The sequence below is a fragment of the Pseudomonas sp. FSL R10-1339 genome, from assembly GCF_009600545.1.
In the GTDB taxonomy this organism is placed as follows: domain Bacteria; phylum Pseudomonadota; class Gammaproteobacteria; order Pseudomonadales; family Pseudomonadaceae; genus Aquipseudomonas; species Aquipseudomonas bubulae.
Genome location: NZ_WIVQ01000036.1, coordinates 24,937 through 40,664, shown reverse-complemented (window position 1 = coordinate 40,664; position 15,728 = coordinate 24,937). Strand labels below are relative to the sequence as shown.

12 protein-coding genes are annotated in these 15,728 nt (G+C 58.1%); 9 read left to right on the top strand and 3 right to left on the bottom strand.

Annotated features, from left to right (window positions below):
* Window positions 1-260 precede the first annotated feature (260 nt).
* From GHO03_RS12990 to GHO03_RS12960, 7 genes are all read left to right on the top strand, one after another.
* Entirely contained in the window at window positions 261-1,202 is a 942-nt protein-coding gene (locus GHO03_RS12990) for a fatty acid desaturase (protein WP_153399935.1), read from the top strand.
* Between the two features lie 18 nt (window positions 1,203-1,220).
* Complete coding sequence (locus GHO03_RS12985) at window positions 1,221-2,012, top strand: phosphate/phosphite/phosphonate ABC transporter substrate-binding protein (protein WP_130871948.1); 792 nt, start codon at window positions 1,221-1,223, stop codon at window positions 2,010-2,012.
* A 130-nt stretch (window positions 2,013-2,142) separates the two neighbouring features.
* Complete coding sequence (locus tag GHO03_RS12980; RefSeq protein WP_095003133.1) at window positions 2,143-2,691, top strand: sigma-70 family RNA polymerase sigma factor; 549 nt, start codon at window positions 2,143-2,145, stop codon at window positions 2,689-2,691.
* Complete coding sequence (locus GHO03_RS12975; RefSeq protein WP_095003134.1) at window positions 2,688-3,707, top strand: ABC transporter substrate-binding protein; 1,020 nt, start codon at window positions 2,688-2,690, stop codon at window positions 3,705-3,707. The genes GHO03_RS12980 and GHO03_RS12975 overlap by 4 nt, the downstream gene beginning before the upstream one ends.
* Before the next feature lie 21 nt (window positions 3,708-3,728).
* A complete protein-coding gene (locus GHO03_RS12970) occupies window positions 3,729-4,580 on the top strand; it encodes a proline/glycine betaine ABC transporter permease (RefSeq protein WP_095003135.1) in 852 nt (283 codons plus the stop codon).
* Window positions 4,577-5,398 (top strand): glycine betaine/L-proline ABC transporter ATP-binding protein, encoded by an 822-nt coding sequence (locus tag GHO03_RS12965; protein WP_095003136.1) that lies wholly within the window; start codon window positions 4,577-4,579, stop codon window positions 5,396-5,398. Before GHO03_RS12970 ends, GHO03_RS12965 begins: the two co-directional genes overlap by 4 nt.
* A 113-nt stretch (window positions 5,399-5,511) precedes the next feature.
* Window positions 5,512-10,236: a dermonecrotic toxin domain-containing protein gene (locus GHO03_RS12960; RefSeq protein ID WP_153399933.1), complete on the top strand. Its 4,725-nt coding sequence runs from the start codon at window positions 5,512-5,514 to the stop codon at window positions 10,234-10,236.
* A gap of 5 nt (window positions 10,237-10,241) precedes the next feature.
* Here the strand turns inward: GHO03_RS12960 and GHO03_RS12955 are convergent, their stop codons facing one another.
* The gene (locus tag GHO03_RS12955) at window positions 10,242-10,868 is read right to left on the bottom strand and encodes a hypothetical protein (RefSeq protein WP_095021013.1); all 627 of its coding nucleotides are present in this window, start codon (window positions 10,866-10,868) and stop codon (window positions 10,242-10,244) included.
* An 89-nt stretch (window positions 10,869-10,957) separates the two neighbouring features.
* Between GHO03_RS12955 and GHO03_RS12950 the strand changes: the two genes are divergently transcribed.
* A complete protein-coding gene (locus GHO03_RS12950; protein WP_095019651.1) occupies window positions 10,958-11,899 on the top strand; it encodes a LysR family transcriptional regulator in 942 nt (313 codons plus the stop codon).
* A gap of 114 nt (window positions 11,900-12,013) precedes the next feature.
* Here the strand turns inward: GHO03_RS12950 and GHO03_RS12945 are convergent, their stop codons facing one another.
* Window positions 12,014-12,430: a PA2817 family protein gene (locus GHO03_RS12945; protein ID WP_083369822.1), complete on the bottom strand. Its 417-nt coding sequence runs from the start codon at window positions 12,428-12,430 to the stop codon at window positions 12,014-12,016.
* Window positions 12,431-12,493: 63 nt separating this feature from the next.
* Window positions 12,494-14,941, bottom strand: a complete 2,448-nt coding sequence (locus GHO03_RS12940) for an acyl-CoA dehydrogenase (RefSeq protein WP_153399931.1) — start codon at window positions 14,939-14,941, stop codon at window positions 12,494-12,496.
* 151 nt (window positions 14,942-15,092) lie between these two features.
* On the opposite strand from GHO03_RS12940, the gene GHO03_RS12935 reads away from it, so the two are divergent.
* Entirely contained in the window at window positions 15,093-15,719 is a 627-nt protein-coding gene (locus tag GHO03_RS12935) for a glutathione S-transferase (protein ID WP_095003140.1), read from the top strand.
* Window positions 15,720-15,728 lie beyond the last annotated feature (9 nt).

Here is a 15,728-nt window from a genome sequence, read left to right as displayed (position 1 = left end):
CGGGAATAGCTCAGTTGGTAGAGCACGACCTTGCCAAGGTCGGGGTCGCGAGTTCGAGTCTCGTTTCCCGCTCCAAATTTTGTTTTTTGGAGCAACGCAGTTTCAAAAAACACACAGAAAGCAGCCTTCGGGCTGCTTTTTGCGTTTCCGGGTTTTGCTTTTCGACCCGTACGCAAACACCTCTAAGCTCATAACCAATCGATCTGCAAGAAAACTGCGACTGGCGCAACAAGGATTCAAACCTGTTTTGAGTTCATCAGATGTCGCATTATTTCGATAGCGCCCAACAACGGGACATCCAGGCCTTGTCCCGTACCTTCACCGGTCGAACCCAGTGGCCTACCTGGTTATTGCTGCTTGCCGTTCCCACCGCCTGGTTTGCGTTGCTGCTGGGCAGCCCGGTGCTTGGCGCTGGCTGGACGATTGTGCTGCTGATCCCGGTGGTGGTGCTGTGGATGTCGGTGCAGCACGAACTGCTGCACGGCCACCCCACAGGTTCCAGTAACCTTAACAAGGTGCTGGGCTACGCACCTTTTGCGCTGTGGTACCCCTATACCCTCTATCGGGACAGCCATTTGCAGCATCACCGCGATCATGACCTGACCTTGCCCGGCATTGACTCCGAAAGCCGCTATTTAAGCCAGGCTCACTGGCAGGGCAGTTCCAGTCTGCTGCGTGGTTTGCTCTGGCTGAACAAAACGGTGCCCGGACGCCTGCTGCTGGGCCCGCCCCTGGCATTGTTCGGCATGGCCAGGGAGGAGTTGCATCGCCTGCGCAGCGGCGCGCGGAAAGCCTGGTGCATGTGGCTGACCCACGGTTTTTTCACGATGCTGATGTTTGCCTTTATCGCGTACTGCAGCGAACTGGCTGTTTGGCAGTATGTATTTCTGGTTACCGTGCCGGTTTTGTCAGTGGGCATGGTTCGTTCCTTTTATGAGCACCGTCCCGCAGCCCGGCCGGAACAGCGAACGGTACTCAATGAAGCCGGTTGGCCCTGGACCTGGCTGTTCCTGAACCTCAACTTGCATCTGGTGCACCATGATTTACCGGGTTTGCCGTGGTTTTACATGCCCAGGGTCTACCGTGCGCGACGAGAGCAGTGGCAGCAGCGCAGCGGCGGTTTTCTGGTGCAAGGCTACGGTGAACTGATTCGCCGTCACGCGGTGCAGGCGATTGATAGCCCGCAGCATCCGTTCAGTTAATTTCACAAGGTGCCTTCCATGTCTGGCCGTTATGCCGAATTGGCAATGTATGTAGCCCCCCAGCAGGTCAGCGAAGCCAATGAACGCTGGTTGACCCGTGTTCTCGAGCTTTTGCAGCATACCCGTGGCGATGCCCGGGGCCTTGGCCTGCTGGAGTTGTTCAGGGCCCCCGAGTTGTTGCTGAGCCAGACCTGCGGTTATCCGCTGTTGACCCAGTTGCGCGGTCAGGTGCAATTGGTCGGTCGCCCGCATTACGAATGGCCCGACAGCAATGGGGGGGAGCATTGCAGTGTGATTGTCAGCCGTGATGCAGATCCGCGCCGCGATCTGGGCGCTTTCGAGGGCAGCCGCGGGGTGATCAATGATCAGCACTCCAACAGCGGCATGAATCTATTGCGCCATCGCCTTGCGCCCCTGCAGCGCGGTGGGCGCTTTTTTGCCTCCGTGGCCGTCAGCGGCGCGCACCGGCAAAGCCTGCGCTGGGTGCGCGAAGGTTGGGCCGACCTTGCCGCCATCGACAGCGTGACCTATGCCTACCTGGCCCGCTATGCGCCGGCAGAAGTTGCCGGGCTGCGGATTGTGGCGCGTACGGCCTCCAGCCCGACCTTGCCTTACATCACTGCGCTCAGTGCCGGACGTGACGGCGCAGGGCAGATTCGCCAGGCAATGAATACGGCCTTGGAGCAATTACCCGAAGTAGCTCTAACCTTGGGGCTGCGGGAAGTTTTACCAGCCAGTGAAGCGGATTATCAGATGGTTCTCGATTATCGGCAGGAAGCGGCTGAGTTCGGGTATGACGTGTTGCAGTAGTGGAGCCATACTTAATAGCTGAAACGAATAAACAAATGTTTTTTTAGTATTTAAATTGCATAAAACCATTTGCTAGGATCGCCGCACCGGATCACCGGACATACCGTTCTGTTTAATTCCTGGAGCCCCTATGTCCGGCGCCGACATCGCTCACCGCGACCATGTGAGCCAGCTTTATCGCACCCACTATTTGTGGCTGCATGCACGTTTGTGCCGTTACCTCGATTCCAGCAGCTACGCTGAAGACATCGCGGCCGACACGTTTGCCCAGCTTTTAAGCGCACCTCAGGGGCAGGTCATCCGCGAGCCGCGTGCGTTGTTGACGACTATCGCCCGGCGTCTGATCTTTCAACTGTGGCGTCGCCGGGATGTGGAACGGGCCTATCTGATGAGCGTGCAACAGCAAGAACCCCTTCATTTCCCCTCGCCAGAGACCCTGGCCCAGGCAATTCAAGCCTTGCAGATGATTGATGCCCGGCTCGATGGTTTGCCCGACAAGGTAAGGGAAACCTTCGTTCTATCACGGGTCAATGGCCTGACGTATCCCGAAATCGCACAACAGCTGGGCATATCCCGGCGCAGCGTGAGTGACTACATGGTTCGCGCCCTCAAGCGTTGCGCCATGCACGCCACCGCGCAACCCACCTACCGCCCCTCCATAACAAGAGAATCCGCATGAATAACTTGAAAAAATGGCTCGGTGGTCCGCTGCTGGCCTGTGCATTGATCACCCAACCGGTGCTGGCCGAGCAGAAGGCACCGGTTCACTTTGGTGATATCACCTGGGAAAGCGGCAGCCTGATTACCGAAGTGCTGCGCCTGATTACAGAGAAAGGCTACGACGTGGCGACGGACACATTGCCCGGCAGCACAGTCAGTCTGGAAGCAGCACTGGCCAAAAACGATATTCAAGTGATTGGTGAAGAGTGGGCAGGGCGCAGCCCGGTGTGGATCAAGGCCGAAGCCGAGGGCAAGGTGCTGGGGCTGGGCGATATCGTCAAGAACGCCAGCGAGGGCTGGTGGGTGCCGGAGTATGTGATCAAGGGCGACCCTGAAAAAGGCATCAAGGCACTGGCCCCGGACTTGAAGTCGGTCAACGATCTGGCACGCTACAAAGATGTTTTCCGCGATCAGGAAGACCCTTCTCGCGGTCGCTTTCTAAATAGCCCTACCGGCTGGACCTCTGAAATCGTCAACAGCCAAAAGCTCAAGGCCTACGGGCTGGACAAGGACTTCGTGAACTTTCGTACAGGCTCCGGCGCGGCGCTGGATGCCGAGGTCAGCTCATCGATCAAGCGTGGCAAACCGGTGTTGTTTTACTACTGGTCTCCAACCCCGCTGATTGGCCGCTACAAACTGATAAAACTCGAAGAGCCTGCCTTCGATGCCGAAGCCTGGAAAACCCTGGCCGACGCCAACAATCCCAACCCCAAGGGCACCCGCTCCTTGCCGGCGAAACTGGCGATCGGCGTGTCGACCCCGTTCAGCAAGCAATACCCGCAACTGGTCGAGTTCTACCAGAAGGTCGATTTCCCGATCGATCTGCTGAACACAACCCTGGCGCAAATGAGCGAAAAACGCACCGAACCGCGTAAGGCGGCGCAGGCCTTTTTGCGCGAGCAACCGCAGATCTGGCATGCCTGGGTTACTCCTGAAGCGGCGGCCAAGGTCGATGCGGCGCTTAAAGCGAATTAATTCCTTGAACAAGAGCACCGCATGTTTCCTGAAAATCTGACGTTTTCCATCGCAGGATGGGTCAATGATGGCGTTGATGCGCTGGTGAGCAACTACGGCGATGTGTTTCGGCACATCTCCGACACGCTGCTGTGGGCCATCATCCACCTCGAAAACCTGCTGCGCCTGACCCCGTGGTGGCTGATGCTGATCATCGTCGGCGCCATTGCCTGGCATGCCACGCGCAAAATTTTCAGCACCTTGCTGATTGTCGGCCTGTTGTTCCTGGTAGGTGCTGTTGGCCTGTGGGACAAGCTGATGCAGACCCTGGCGCTGATGCTGGTGGCCACGGTGATTGCTGTGCTGCTGGGCATCCCGCTGGGGATTCTGGCCGCCCGCAGCAACCGTCTGCGTTCGGTGCTGATGCCGCTGCTGGATATCATGCAAACCATGCCCAGCTTCGTGTACCTGATCCCGGTGCTGATGCTGTTTGGCCTGGGCAAGGTGCCAGCGATTTTTGCCACTGTGATTTATGCCGTACCACCGCTGATCCGTCTGACCGATCTGGGCCTGCGCCAGGTCGACCGCGAGGTGATGGAGGCGATCAATGCCTTTGGTGCCACGCCGATGCAGCAGTTGTTCGGTGTGCAATTGCCGCTGGCCATGCCCAGCATCATGGCCGGTATCAACCAGACCACCATGATGGCCCTGTCGATGGTGGTGATTGCCTCGATGATCGGTGCACGCGGTCTTGGCGAAGACGTGCTGGTAGGCATTCAGACCCTCAACGTCGGTAAAGGGCTGGAAGCCGGGCTGGCTATCGTGATTCTGGCGGTGGTCATCGACCGCATTACCCAGGCTTATGGCCGACCTCGGCATGGGGATCAGAAATGACCGTCAACAAAATTGAAGTACGCAACGTTTACAAGGTGTTCGGCAATCGCGAAAAGGCCGTGCTGGCGATGATCCGCGCGGGCAAGAGTAAAGACCAAGTGCTGGCCGAAACAGGCTGCGTGGTGGGCATCAATGACATTTCGCTATCGATCAGGGCGGGAGAGGTTTTCGTCATCATGGGCTTGTCCGGGTCAGGCAAGTCCACGCTGGTGCGTCATCTCAATCGGCTGATCGACCCCAGCAGTGGTCAGATCCTGGTCGACGGAGAAGACATCCTGGATTACGACATGCCTGCCTTGCGCCATTTTCGTCGGCACAAGATCAGCATGGTGTTTCAGAATTTTGGCCTGCTGCCTCACCGCAACGTACTGGATAACGTCGCCTATGGCCTGAAAGTCCGGGGCGAGAGTGTTGCGCAATGCCAGCAGCGGGCCCTCCACTGGATTTCCGTGGTCGGCCTGCAAGGTTACGAGCAGGTGTTCATTCATCAACTGTCGGGCGGCATGCGTCAGCGCGTCGGCCTGGCACGGGCATTGGCCACCGACACCGACATCATCCTGATGGACGAAGCTTTCAGTGCCCTGGATCCTTTGATCCGTGCAGAGATGCAAGATCAGTTGCTGGAATTGCAGCGCACTTTGCAAAAAACCATCGTGTTTATCACCCATGACCTGGACGAAGCGTTGCGCATTGGCAATCGTATTGCCGTACTCAAGGACGGGCAGTTGATCCAGGTCGGCAGCCCGCAAGAGATTCTGCAGGCTCCGGCAGATGACTACGTCGGTCGTTTCGTCCAGCGCCGGCGCACCAGTGCCTGATTCTGTACATATCCAGATACCGCCTGTAATGCGGATTCATTGCGTTTAATCAGCCGATCCGGTTCTGCCTCTCGCGGGCGTAACCCTCGTCTAATTCAACGCGATGAACTGTCATGAAAACACTTTCGACCACCCCTGATGCCATGATCCGCTACTCGGCCCTGAGTAGCTTTGCGGGTCACAGTTTTGCCCTGCGCCCGACGTTTCAAGGTGTCGTTGCCAGCTGGTTCAAGCAAGCGCTACAGGATAAATACCCGGCCCTGAACGTGGATTTTACGCAGCTCGCTATCGCTGAACCATTGAGCCATGAGAACTCACCGGGCATGCCCAGGCGCTATCGTTTCATGGCCGTTGCGGATGTGATGATTCAGTGCTTTATCGACTCAACGCCGGTGGTGCTTATCCAGGGGGTTCACCGCCTGAGCGTCGATAAAAACGAACTGTCTGCGCATCCATTGGCGGTGAACATGGCGGAGCTGCAAAGCATCATCAACGACCATTCGGGGTTATTGATTGCGGCCTATCAACAGGCGCTGGCCGAATTCTGGAGTGACAGGCAAAACGGCTCATTGGCCCCGCTTCAATGGTTGAGCGAAGTGTTACGGATGGCCCTGGGGGGTGCCGCCCTGATGCAAAACCGCGTGCCTGCCTTGCCTGCCGATCAGGCAGTCGTGCTGGCGGTGGTTGCATCCTTCCCTGACAGGGACAATCGGGCCAGAGGAACCCTCGAAACCCCGGTGCACGCCTATCTGGTCAATATCGACGGTACAGAGAACAACGTTCGGCGGCGCTTTCAACTGCCGGGTGTGGTGCTGATCACCCGGCAAATGCCCGATCACCTGATTGTGCTCGGTTATTCACTGGAGCACGGGGTTGAGTCCTTCAGCTCGGTACAGGCGTTCGCTACCTGCATGCTGACTCGTGTGTTGCAGGTTGCCCCCGTTCGGTTGTTGAGCTGGAGTCTGCATGAGCCCGAGGGGGACTTTATCACCGGCCTGGCCCGCACCTTGCTCGACCAGCAGTTGCGCAACATGGTGCGTGTGGGGCAAGCCGCTCAGGCAGGCAAATGGAGCGTCGGGCGACTGGAGCAGGTGCTGGACGAAGCGGCTGCGATGTTCCCGTTTTTCAGCGAGCAGGAACGCCCGCACCTGGAGAATGTGATCTCCGTATTGCCCGAGTGGCTCAAGCAGGCCAGCTCCGTGGATCAACTGGACTACAGCAGGTTGATGAGCGCAGAAGTGATCTGGCAGCGCCAGACCCGGGGCCGCACCTTTCTGGACGGTATTGATGCATTGCCGGTGTACGCCGAGAAAATGATCAGGCAACGCATCGAGCGCGATCATCCGCGGTCAGGCCTCGATATCTCGCACATTGAGATACATGACGTGGGGGTCGAAAACTTGCAGCTGCCTGTTTTCAGCGACGATGTGCTGTCTTTTGTCGAGTTTGTCCTTGGCTACAGAGGCGGCTGGCCAGTCGGCCTGATCGCGGTCAAGGATCGCACAGGCGCCCCAGTACCTGACTGGTTGACCAGTGGCTACGTGAAAAGCCTTGTGGATGAGCTAGATGTGGGAGTGGGCTATATCGCGCTACTCAAGGGTTACCTGGTGGACGACGACAAGCAAGTCATGCAGCGCGAGGCGTTATATGCGGCCCAACTGAGAATTCAATTGCCGCTGTTGGCCCTGGAGAAAAAAATCAGGGGGCAAGCCGGTTTTACCCCGCAGGGCTTGCATGTGGTCACCCAGGTCATGCGCCACGACGCGCAACGGTCGGTCAGCCATGACTATGTGTGCGTGCGGCCCCTGGGCTTTTACGCCTATGAAGGGGCCAGAGTTGATACGGCGGCGAACATGTTTGTCTTCGGCTCGCTGAATATCCAGACAGGGCCCTTTATCCTGTACCGGCCTTTTGCCCCTGAACCCTTGTTGGAGTATGCCAGCTGGCCCGCATTGTTTGACGCCATCAAGCATCTGGGTGAGCTGCAAGAAAGCATATTGACCTGGCTGGACGATGACGCCCGTGGTTATTACGCCGACGGCGGTTTTGCGCGACCGCATCTGGAGAATGTACTGCTGGAGGGTTTTTTGGCCCTGTTGCCACGTCGCCCGGCGACCTTGAGTACGCGTAGCCTGGTGGGCAACTACTACGGGGCGATGTTTGACGCCAACGTCAGTGCGTTGATGAGCATGGCGGACAACCAGACGGTGTCGACCTCTGAGCGTCGCTGGATGCTGCTCAAGCACTATGGCTGGAGCCTGTTTAACGGGTTGACGTTTTTCCTCAGTGGGCCCTTGCAGAAAGCCGCCTGGCTTTTTCAGACCCTGTTGAGCCTTGATAGCGGTTTGCAGGCGCGAATTGATGGCGATAAAGAGGCGGGGCAACAAACGGTTATCGATCTTTTATTCAATATCAGCCTGGCACTTCTGCACGAAGGTCTGAGATTCAAGGCAAAAGCCACTGCCCGGTTACGCTTGAGTGCCCCTGTCGATGAACCGTTGTTTACGATCTATAAACCTGAGGCCCTCCCGGCGGTTGAGCCAGTGTCCGCTAGCGTTATCGCGCAAAAGAAACAGCCCGATATTGAACCCCGTGCTGCCAGCCAGTATTCGTCCCTGGACTTCTCATGGTTCAGTGCTCAGCCCCGTTTGACAGAGCTGCAGCAGGCAAGCCTGGACACTTTTGTGCTGGATCTGGACTTGAGCCAGGGCACGCGCATCGAAGTAGGCCCCTTAAAAGGTGTTATCAACCATGAGGGCAAGTCATATGTGCAGATCGGTGCCAAAACCTATCGCGTTGGCCGTGACGCGGATGGGCTGGTGATCCAGGACGACAGGCAGCCTGAAAGATTTGGCCCGCGCCTGAGAAGGGATGAGGCCGGGCAGTGGCAACTCGATCTGCGTTTGGGATTGCGCGGCGGAGGTCCCAAAAAAACCATTCAGGCATTGCGCGAGAAAAAGACCCAGAAAGTGGCCGCGTTGCAGCAAGAGGCCGAACGCCTGGACGAAGAGCTTCTGAGGCGCGACCGAGTGCTGAAACTGACTGAAGAGTTGCTGACTAAATTTCCCGATCGGCGAGCGACGTTTGTTGATCGCTACGAAGCTGAGCTGGAAGCGTGGCGCGCGGGTGTGCTGGACATGATCAACGTCAAAACCAGGTCGAACCAAATTATCCCCCTGGAGGGCTTTGAGGCCAGAACACAGGAGACTTGGGTACAGCTGACCTTGAGGCTGTTCAAATTACAGAACTACCTGGAAGAAGCGCTCCGTGAACTGCCGGTATCCAACTCCAGGGTCTCTTATACCGCTTCGCTGCTGGAGGTTCTGGCAGAGATAAACAATGGCTCGAGTGCTCCCTATGAGCGCTGGATTACCAACTTGAAACAGGCCGAACGGCTAGAGGCGCGGTTATATAAAAACTCGCTGCGCGAGTGCGATGCCCTTGATGAGGTCAGAACCAGGCCGTTGCCCAGATACAGCGCACTGGAAGAGATAATCAATCAACCCAATCGGGATTATTTCGACCGCCACTGGTCCGCCGCCTACCTGGAAACCCTGTGCGAACTGGTGATCCGCCGTGATGCGGTCAACCTCATACCTGAAGAGCAATATGCATTTGATCTGTTCGGGCAAGGAACATTGATTGATACCGCCTGGTCGCAATTAAGCTTGCGCCGTGAAGAGACGAAGTATCCCGGAGAGCATCTCGATTTCTTCGATAAGACCATCGAAAAATACGACGCAGCGGAAGGCGTTTGCCAGAACCTTGTCAGTCTTGGCTCCGAGCATTTCCGTAATGAATATCTGCCCGACATTATTGAGGTTCTAAGCAGCCTGAGAACGTTTGCAGAAGCCCAGATGCAGAATGTTATCCGTGAGTCCGAAAGCTCCTCTTCTGAAGCAGAAGAGCCCCGGCCAGGCCCCAGTCGCCTGATCAATGAGCCAGGAGCCGGGGCAGGATCGTCCCGCGGGACTCAGCAAGTAATCAAGACCACAAAAAACCTGACGCTGGTAGGGCAGCGTCGTCCTCCGTCCTCGGAGTCTGAAGATGAAATCGTCGATGTGACTGAGGGCATCGATCAAATGAATATCCGCTCCTATCGCAAAACAGAGGCGGGAGAATGGGAAGAAATCGGTAGCAGCAGACCACCCACTCTTCAGGCTTCACAAGCCAAGTCGTTATCCCGACTCCAGGCTGACGCCCGCACGTTGCTGGAGCGGATTTCGGGAGTCATTGCACAGAACAGGGCAAGCGCTGCAACATCCAGAATACCGATCGAAATAGAAGAAATTCTGAGCTTCAAAGCCAGCTCACTCGACGAGGTGGCGCAGAAGATGGAGCGGATTGTGCTCACATCCAGCCCTGAGGTTGAGCCCCTGACTCAAGAGCGCAGAGCTGGCGCTTTGGCATTAATTACCGACCTGAAGGCGGCGGCCGGCAGGTTGCGCGCCGAGGGCCGAAGCCTGCGCATCAGCATTATCAAGCGGCTGCCGCCAACGGGTGCCAACGTCGAGTATTTAAAGGCCCAGGGCGAGGTAAACATTACCCGCGTGGGGAGGCGGCGGTTTTTGTCCAAAGGCCAGCGCAAGGATTATCTTGAGGAATACGCCATTAGCACTTTGGAGGGTAATGAGTTGTGGTTTGCACATTTTCATTACAAGGCAATGGACACACTCGCCGCCGACTTTGACGTGGCCCACTTGAAAACGGCCCAACAGCGCACCCTGAGTGAACAGGCGTTGTACGCCCGGGCACAGAGTTCCCATGACTATATCGCGGTGTATCGCGCCAAACTGGATCGGGCCATGGCGCAGCGGCTTTTTTTATCCCTTCCTTGATTGCGTCAGGCCAGAGCGTAGCGTACTGAGAGCACGCCCTTTTTCTGACTTACGGACAACACGTTGACGGTGCCCAGTTCAGCCAGGGATTGCACATGGGTGCCGCCACATGGATAGCCCGGCAGCTCGCCAAAACGGATGGCGCGCTGCTCCGAGTCCAGGCAGGTATGCCTTTGCAGGTCGGCAGCGATCCATTGTGCCAGGGTGTGCTGTACGGCCTCGGCCTCAAGGGGTTGCGGATTGTCGCCGGCTACAAAGCTTACCCGGCATTCGCCTGGCCAGTGATGGGCTTTGGTGGGTACCCAGCCCAGTTGCTCGCCGCATACACCAATCAAATGCCCGGCCGAATGCAGGCGGGCATGCAACCGACGGCGGGTTTCGTCGACCTGAGCCTGTGCCCGGCCTGTCGGTACGGGCACGCTGACGTGGTGCACGATAGCATCCTGTCCCTGCACAACCTTGATGACCTGGCTGTCGCCGATCCAGCCCGTGTCGCTGGGTTGCCCGCCGCCCTGGGGATGAAAGGGGGTGGCGCAGAGGATGACGGCAAACCCGTCTTCTTGGGGCGCGCAGTGGATGACTTCGACCTCGCAGCTCACGGCGTCGTCATTGAAAAACAGGCGTTGGGTCATGGAGGTGTTCCTGAGCGGGTTTCGTTTTTAGTATAGGGGGGGAGCCAGGAGTGTGATAATCCATCAAATTTTCAATGGACCTGTGCGCTGTGAGCATAAATCTCCCGTTGTCATTACTGGCTGAAATGGTCGTGTTTGTGAAAGTGGTCGAGGCAGGCAGCTTCTCTGAAGCCGCTCGTCAGCTTGGCACATCGCCTTCGGCGGTCAGTCGCAGTGTTGCCCGACTGGAAAAAGCCCTGGCCATTCGCTTACTGCAACGCACAACCCGCAAGCTCGGCCTGACCGATGCAGGTGAAGAGGTTTTCAAACGTTGCGATGAAATGGCCTGTTCGGCTCAGGCGGTGATGGACCTGAGCGGGCGTTTTACCCGGGAGGCCGAGGGGCTCATTCGCCTGAGCGTGCCCAAGGCCGTGGGGCGGTATGTGATACATCCCCATATGCCCGAGTTTCTGCGCCGTTACCCCAAGGTTGATGTGCAATTGATCCTCGAGGATCGTTATGTCGATTTGATCGATGACAACATTGACTTGAGCATTCGCATTACCGACCAGCCGCCACCGGGGCTGGTGGGGCGCCAACTGTTCCCGATCGAGCATTTACTCTGCGCCACACCGCAGTATCTGGCCGGGCACGGGGTACCGCAGCAGCCTGAGGACTTGCGTGACCATAGTTGCATTTACCTGGGGGAAACCCCGGCTGATGCGCGCTGGAAATTCAGGCAGGGTGGCAGGTCGGTAACGGTGGGGGTGCGCGGACGTTATGCGGCCAATCATACGGGCGTGCGCCTGGATGCGGTGTTGCAGCATATCGGGATCGGCAGCTTGCCGTACTTTACGGCACGCCAGGCGCTGGAGGAGGGGGTGGTGGTGCAGGTGCTGCCCGAGTGGAATTTTATTGCTTCCTACCACGGCGGCGTGTGGTTGCTACAAACGCCCACCCGGTATTTGCCGCCCAAGCTGCGAGTGTTTATCGACTTTCTGGTGGAGCGGATGGCGCAGGAACCTACGCTGGAGATGTGGCGTAATCCGTAGCAGCTGCCGAGGGCTGCGCCGCCGAACGCAGCCGTTGGAACGGCTACAGAGCTTTTGCTTCTTTAAAAAAAGCCCGCCAGGCAAAACCGGGCGGGCTTTTGGGTCGGACTGCGATCAGTGCTGCGGGCTGTCTTGTGTCGTGGGCAGCGCCATCAGTTGTTTTTCCTGATTCCAGTCAAACGGCTCATCGTTCAGTTCGGCTTCGTGGCGGCGCTCTTCCAGGGCTTGATACATGTCCAGCTCTTCATCCGACAGGAAGTTGAAGCAGGCGCCGCCGAAGTACCACAGCAGGTCGCGCGGGACCAGGTGGGCGATCTGCGGATAGCGCTCGATTACCTGGCACATGATGTCCTGGCCCAGGTACTGGCTGTTGATCGGGTCAACCGGCAACGAGCTGCGCATGTCGTCAAAACGCTCCAGGAACAGCGCGTGGCTTTCCTCGGGGATCTGCTCAGCGTCACCGACAGCAACCAGGATGCTGCGCAGAATGTCGAGCAGGACAAGGTTGTGGTTCAGATCGTTGGTGGCCATTGCGGGTGTCCTCTAGGGTAAAACGGGCGCGAGAGTATAAAGCTCATCGCGCTCGCTGTCCTGTTATCGAATCTTTCCTTCTGTGTGGCTGAGTTCTTCCTTGCTGAAGTCATCCACGTCGATGACCTTGCGTCGTGCGGCTTCGGCGGTGCGCAAGGTTTCAGCTTCGGCCGGTTGCAGTACCCCGGCTTGCAGCGCGGCATCGATGGACGGTTCTCCTGCAGCGGGTTTTACCTGGCCACTTTTCAGCGCTTCGTGGAGTTTTTTGTGCAGGGGGCGCGCTTCGCTCAGCAGGTTGCTGGCATGTTGCAGGGCGCCCACAGCGTCATCCGGCGATTGCGGGCGGTAGCAGCCAGCGAGCACGGCTTCAAGTGCCGGATCCCCTTTGGCGCGGCCCAATACTGCAGCGACCTCGGCATCCAGTGCGTCCGACGGACCGGTATGCCGGCGCCCAAACGGAAATACCACGCCGCGCAACAGAAAGCCCAGCGTTCGGCTCGGGAAGTTTTTCAACAGTTCATCCAGTGCGCGCTCAGCGTGGCCCAGGCTTTCTTCCATAGCCCATTTGAACAGCGGATCAAGGTATTGCGGCGAGTCGAGGTCGTGATAACGCTTGAGGGCGGCCGACGCCAGATACAAATGGCTCAGCACATCGCCCAGGCGCGCAGACAAGCGTTCGCGGCGTTTGAGCTCACCGCCCAGCAGCATCATGCTCAGGTCCGCGAGCAGGGCGAACGCCGCCGCCTGACGGTTGAGCGCGCGGAAGTAACCCTGGCTCAACGGGTTGCTGGGCGCAGCTTCGAAACGGCCAATGCCCAGGTTCAACACCAGCGTGCTGGAAGCGTTGCTGATGGCAAAACCAATGTGTTTGAGCAGCAGGGCGTCAAACTCCAGCATGGCTTGATCTTTATCTTCCCGCCCGGCCAAGGCCATTTCCTTCAGCACAAAGGGATGGCAACGGATGGCGCCCTGACCAAAGATCATCAGGTTGCGCGAGAGGATATTGGCGCCCTCTACAGTGATGAAGATCGGAGCCCCTTGCCAGTTACGCCCCAGGTAGTTGTTGGGGCCCATGATGATGCCTTTGCCACCGTGCACGTCCATCGCATGGCTGATGCACTCGCGGCCGCGTTCGGTAAGGTGGTACTTGAGAATGGCCGAAAGAACCGAGGGTTTTTCCCCCAGATCCACCGCGTTGGCGGTCAGCATGCGGGCGCTGTCCATCAGCCAGGCATTGCCGCCGATACGCGCCAGCGCCTCCTGAATGCCCTCGAAGGCGGCCAGTGGCACATTGAACTGTTCGCGTACCTGAGCATATTGGCCGGTCACCAGGCTGGTGAACTTGGCCGCGCCGGTGCCCACTGCCGGCAACGAAATCGAGCGTCCCACCGACAGGCAATTCATCAGCATCATCCAGCCTTTGCCGAGCATTTCCTGGCCGCCGATCAGGTAGTCGAGCGGGATAAACACATCTTTGCCCGAGTTCGGGCCGTTCATGAAGGCTGCGCCCAGGGGGAGATGGCGACGGCCGATCTCGACGCCGGGGGTGTCGGTAGGGATCAATGCCAGGCTGATGCCCAGGTCCTCTTTGTCGCCCAGCAGATGGTCCGGGTCATGGGCCTTGAACGCCAGGCCCAGCAGCGTGGCGACGGGGCCGAGAGTGATATAGCGTTTCTCCCAGTTCAGGCGCAGGCCGATAACTTCCTCACCTTGCCATTGGCCTTTGCAAATGATCCCGGTGTCGGGCATTGCCCCGGCATCTGAGCCTGCCAGTGGCCCGGTCAGGGCAAAGCAGGGGATGTCATCACCACGGGCCAGGCGTGGCAGATAGTGGTCGCGTTGTTCATCGGTACCGTAATGCAGCAGCAGTTCAGCGGGGCCCAGGGAATTGGGCACCATTACGGTGGAAGCCAGATCGCCACTGCGGGTGGCCAGTTTCATGGCGACCTGGGAATGGGCGTAGGCCGAGAACCCTTTACCGCCGTAGGCTTTTGGGATGATCAGGGCGAAGAAGCCATGCTCCTTGATGTGCGCCCAGGCCTGGGGTGGCAAGTCCATGGCCTGGCCGATTTCCCAGTCGCTGACCATTGCGCACAACTCTTCGGTTGGGCCGTCAATAAATGCCTGTTCTTCTTCGGTCAGCCGGGCCTTGGGGTAGGCCAGCAGCTGGTTCCAGTCGGGGCGGCCACTAAACAACTGGCCGTCCCACCACACGGTGCCGGCATCGATGGCATCGCGTTCGGTTTGCGACATCGGCGGCAGGGTCTTCTGGAACCAGTTGAACAGGGGGGCGGTAAAGATTTTGCGACGAAGCTCGGGCAACAGCAGCAGGGCCGTGGGCGCGGCCAGCAGCAGCCAGAGGATTGCCAGCAACCCGCCAGGTACATGGCCGATAACCCCCATGGCCAGTAAATACACCGCGACCACGGCAATGATCGTCAGGGGGGCGATGCGGCGATGGGCCATATAGGCGATGCCAACAATCAGAACCAGTATCCACAACAACAGCATATTCAATCCTCCATGAAATCAGGGGCGTGCACCCTTGTGAGCTTAGTCGCAACTTTCGATCAGGGTTGTAGGGATAGTGACCTCGCGCTGGAGACGGAGTTCGTCATCCCGGCGTAGACTCCTTCGGCGTCTATCAATCAGGAGCCAGATCATGCTGAAAGTGTGGGGTCGCAAGAATTCGTCAAACGTGCGCAAGGCGTTGTGGTGTGTTGAAGAGCTGGCGTTGCCGTATAGCCGGGTAGAGGCGGGCGGCGCCTTTGGGGTGGTCAACAGCCCTGAGTACCGGGCGTTGAACCCTAATGGCCAGGTGCCTGTGATTGAAGAGGACGACGGCTTCGTGCTGTGGGAGTCAAACACCATCGTGCGTTACCTCTCTGCCAGATATGGCTCGGATACGTCATGGTACCCAACCGATGCACGTGTGCGGGCGCAGGCGGACAAGTGGATGGACTGGACCAGCACTTCCTTTGCCGGGGTGTTTCGCACGGTGTTCTGGGGTGTCTTGCGCACGCCGGCCGAGCAGCAGGACTGGGTGGCAATCAACGCCGCAATCAAGGCCAGCGGCGAATTGCTTGCCGTGGCCGATCGGGCCCTGGCTGAAAAACCCTACTTGTCCGGTGATGAAATCGGCATGGGTGATATCCCGCTGGGTAGCTTCATTTACGCCTGGTTTGAAATGCCCATCGAACGCCCGCCCCTGCCGCACCTGAGTGCCTGGTATGAGCGCTTGAAGCAGCGTCCGGCCTATCGAAATGCCGTCATGACCGCGTTGACTTAATAGCCACTA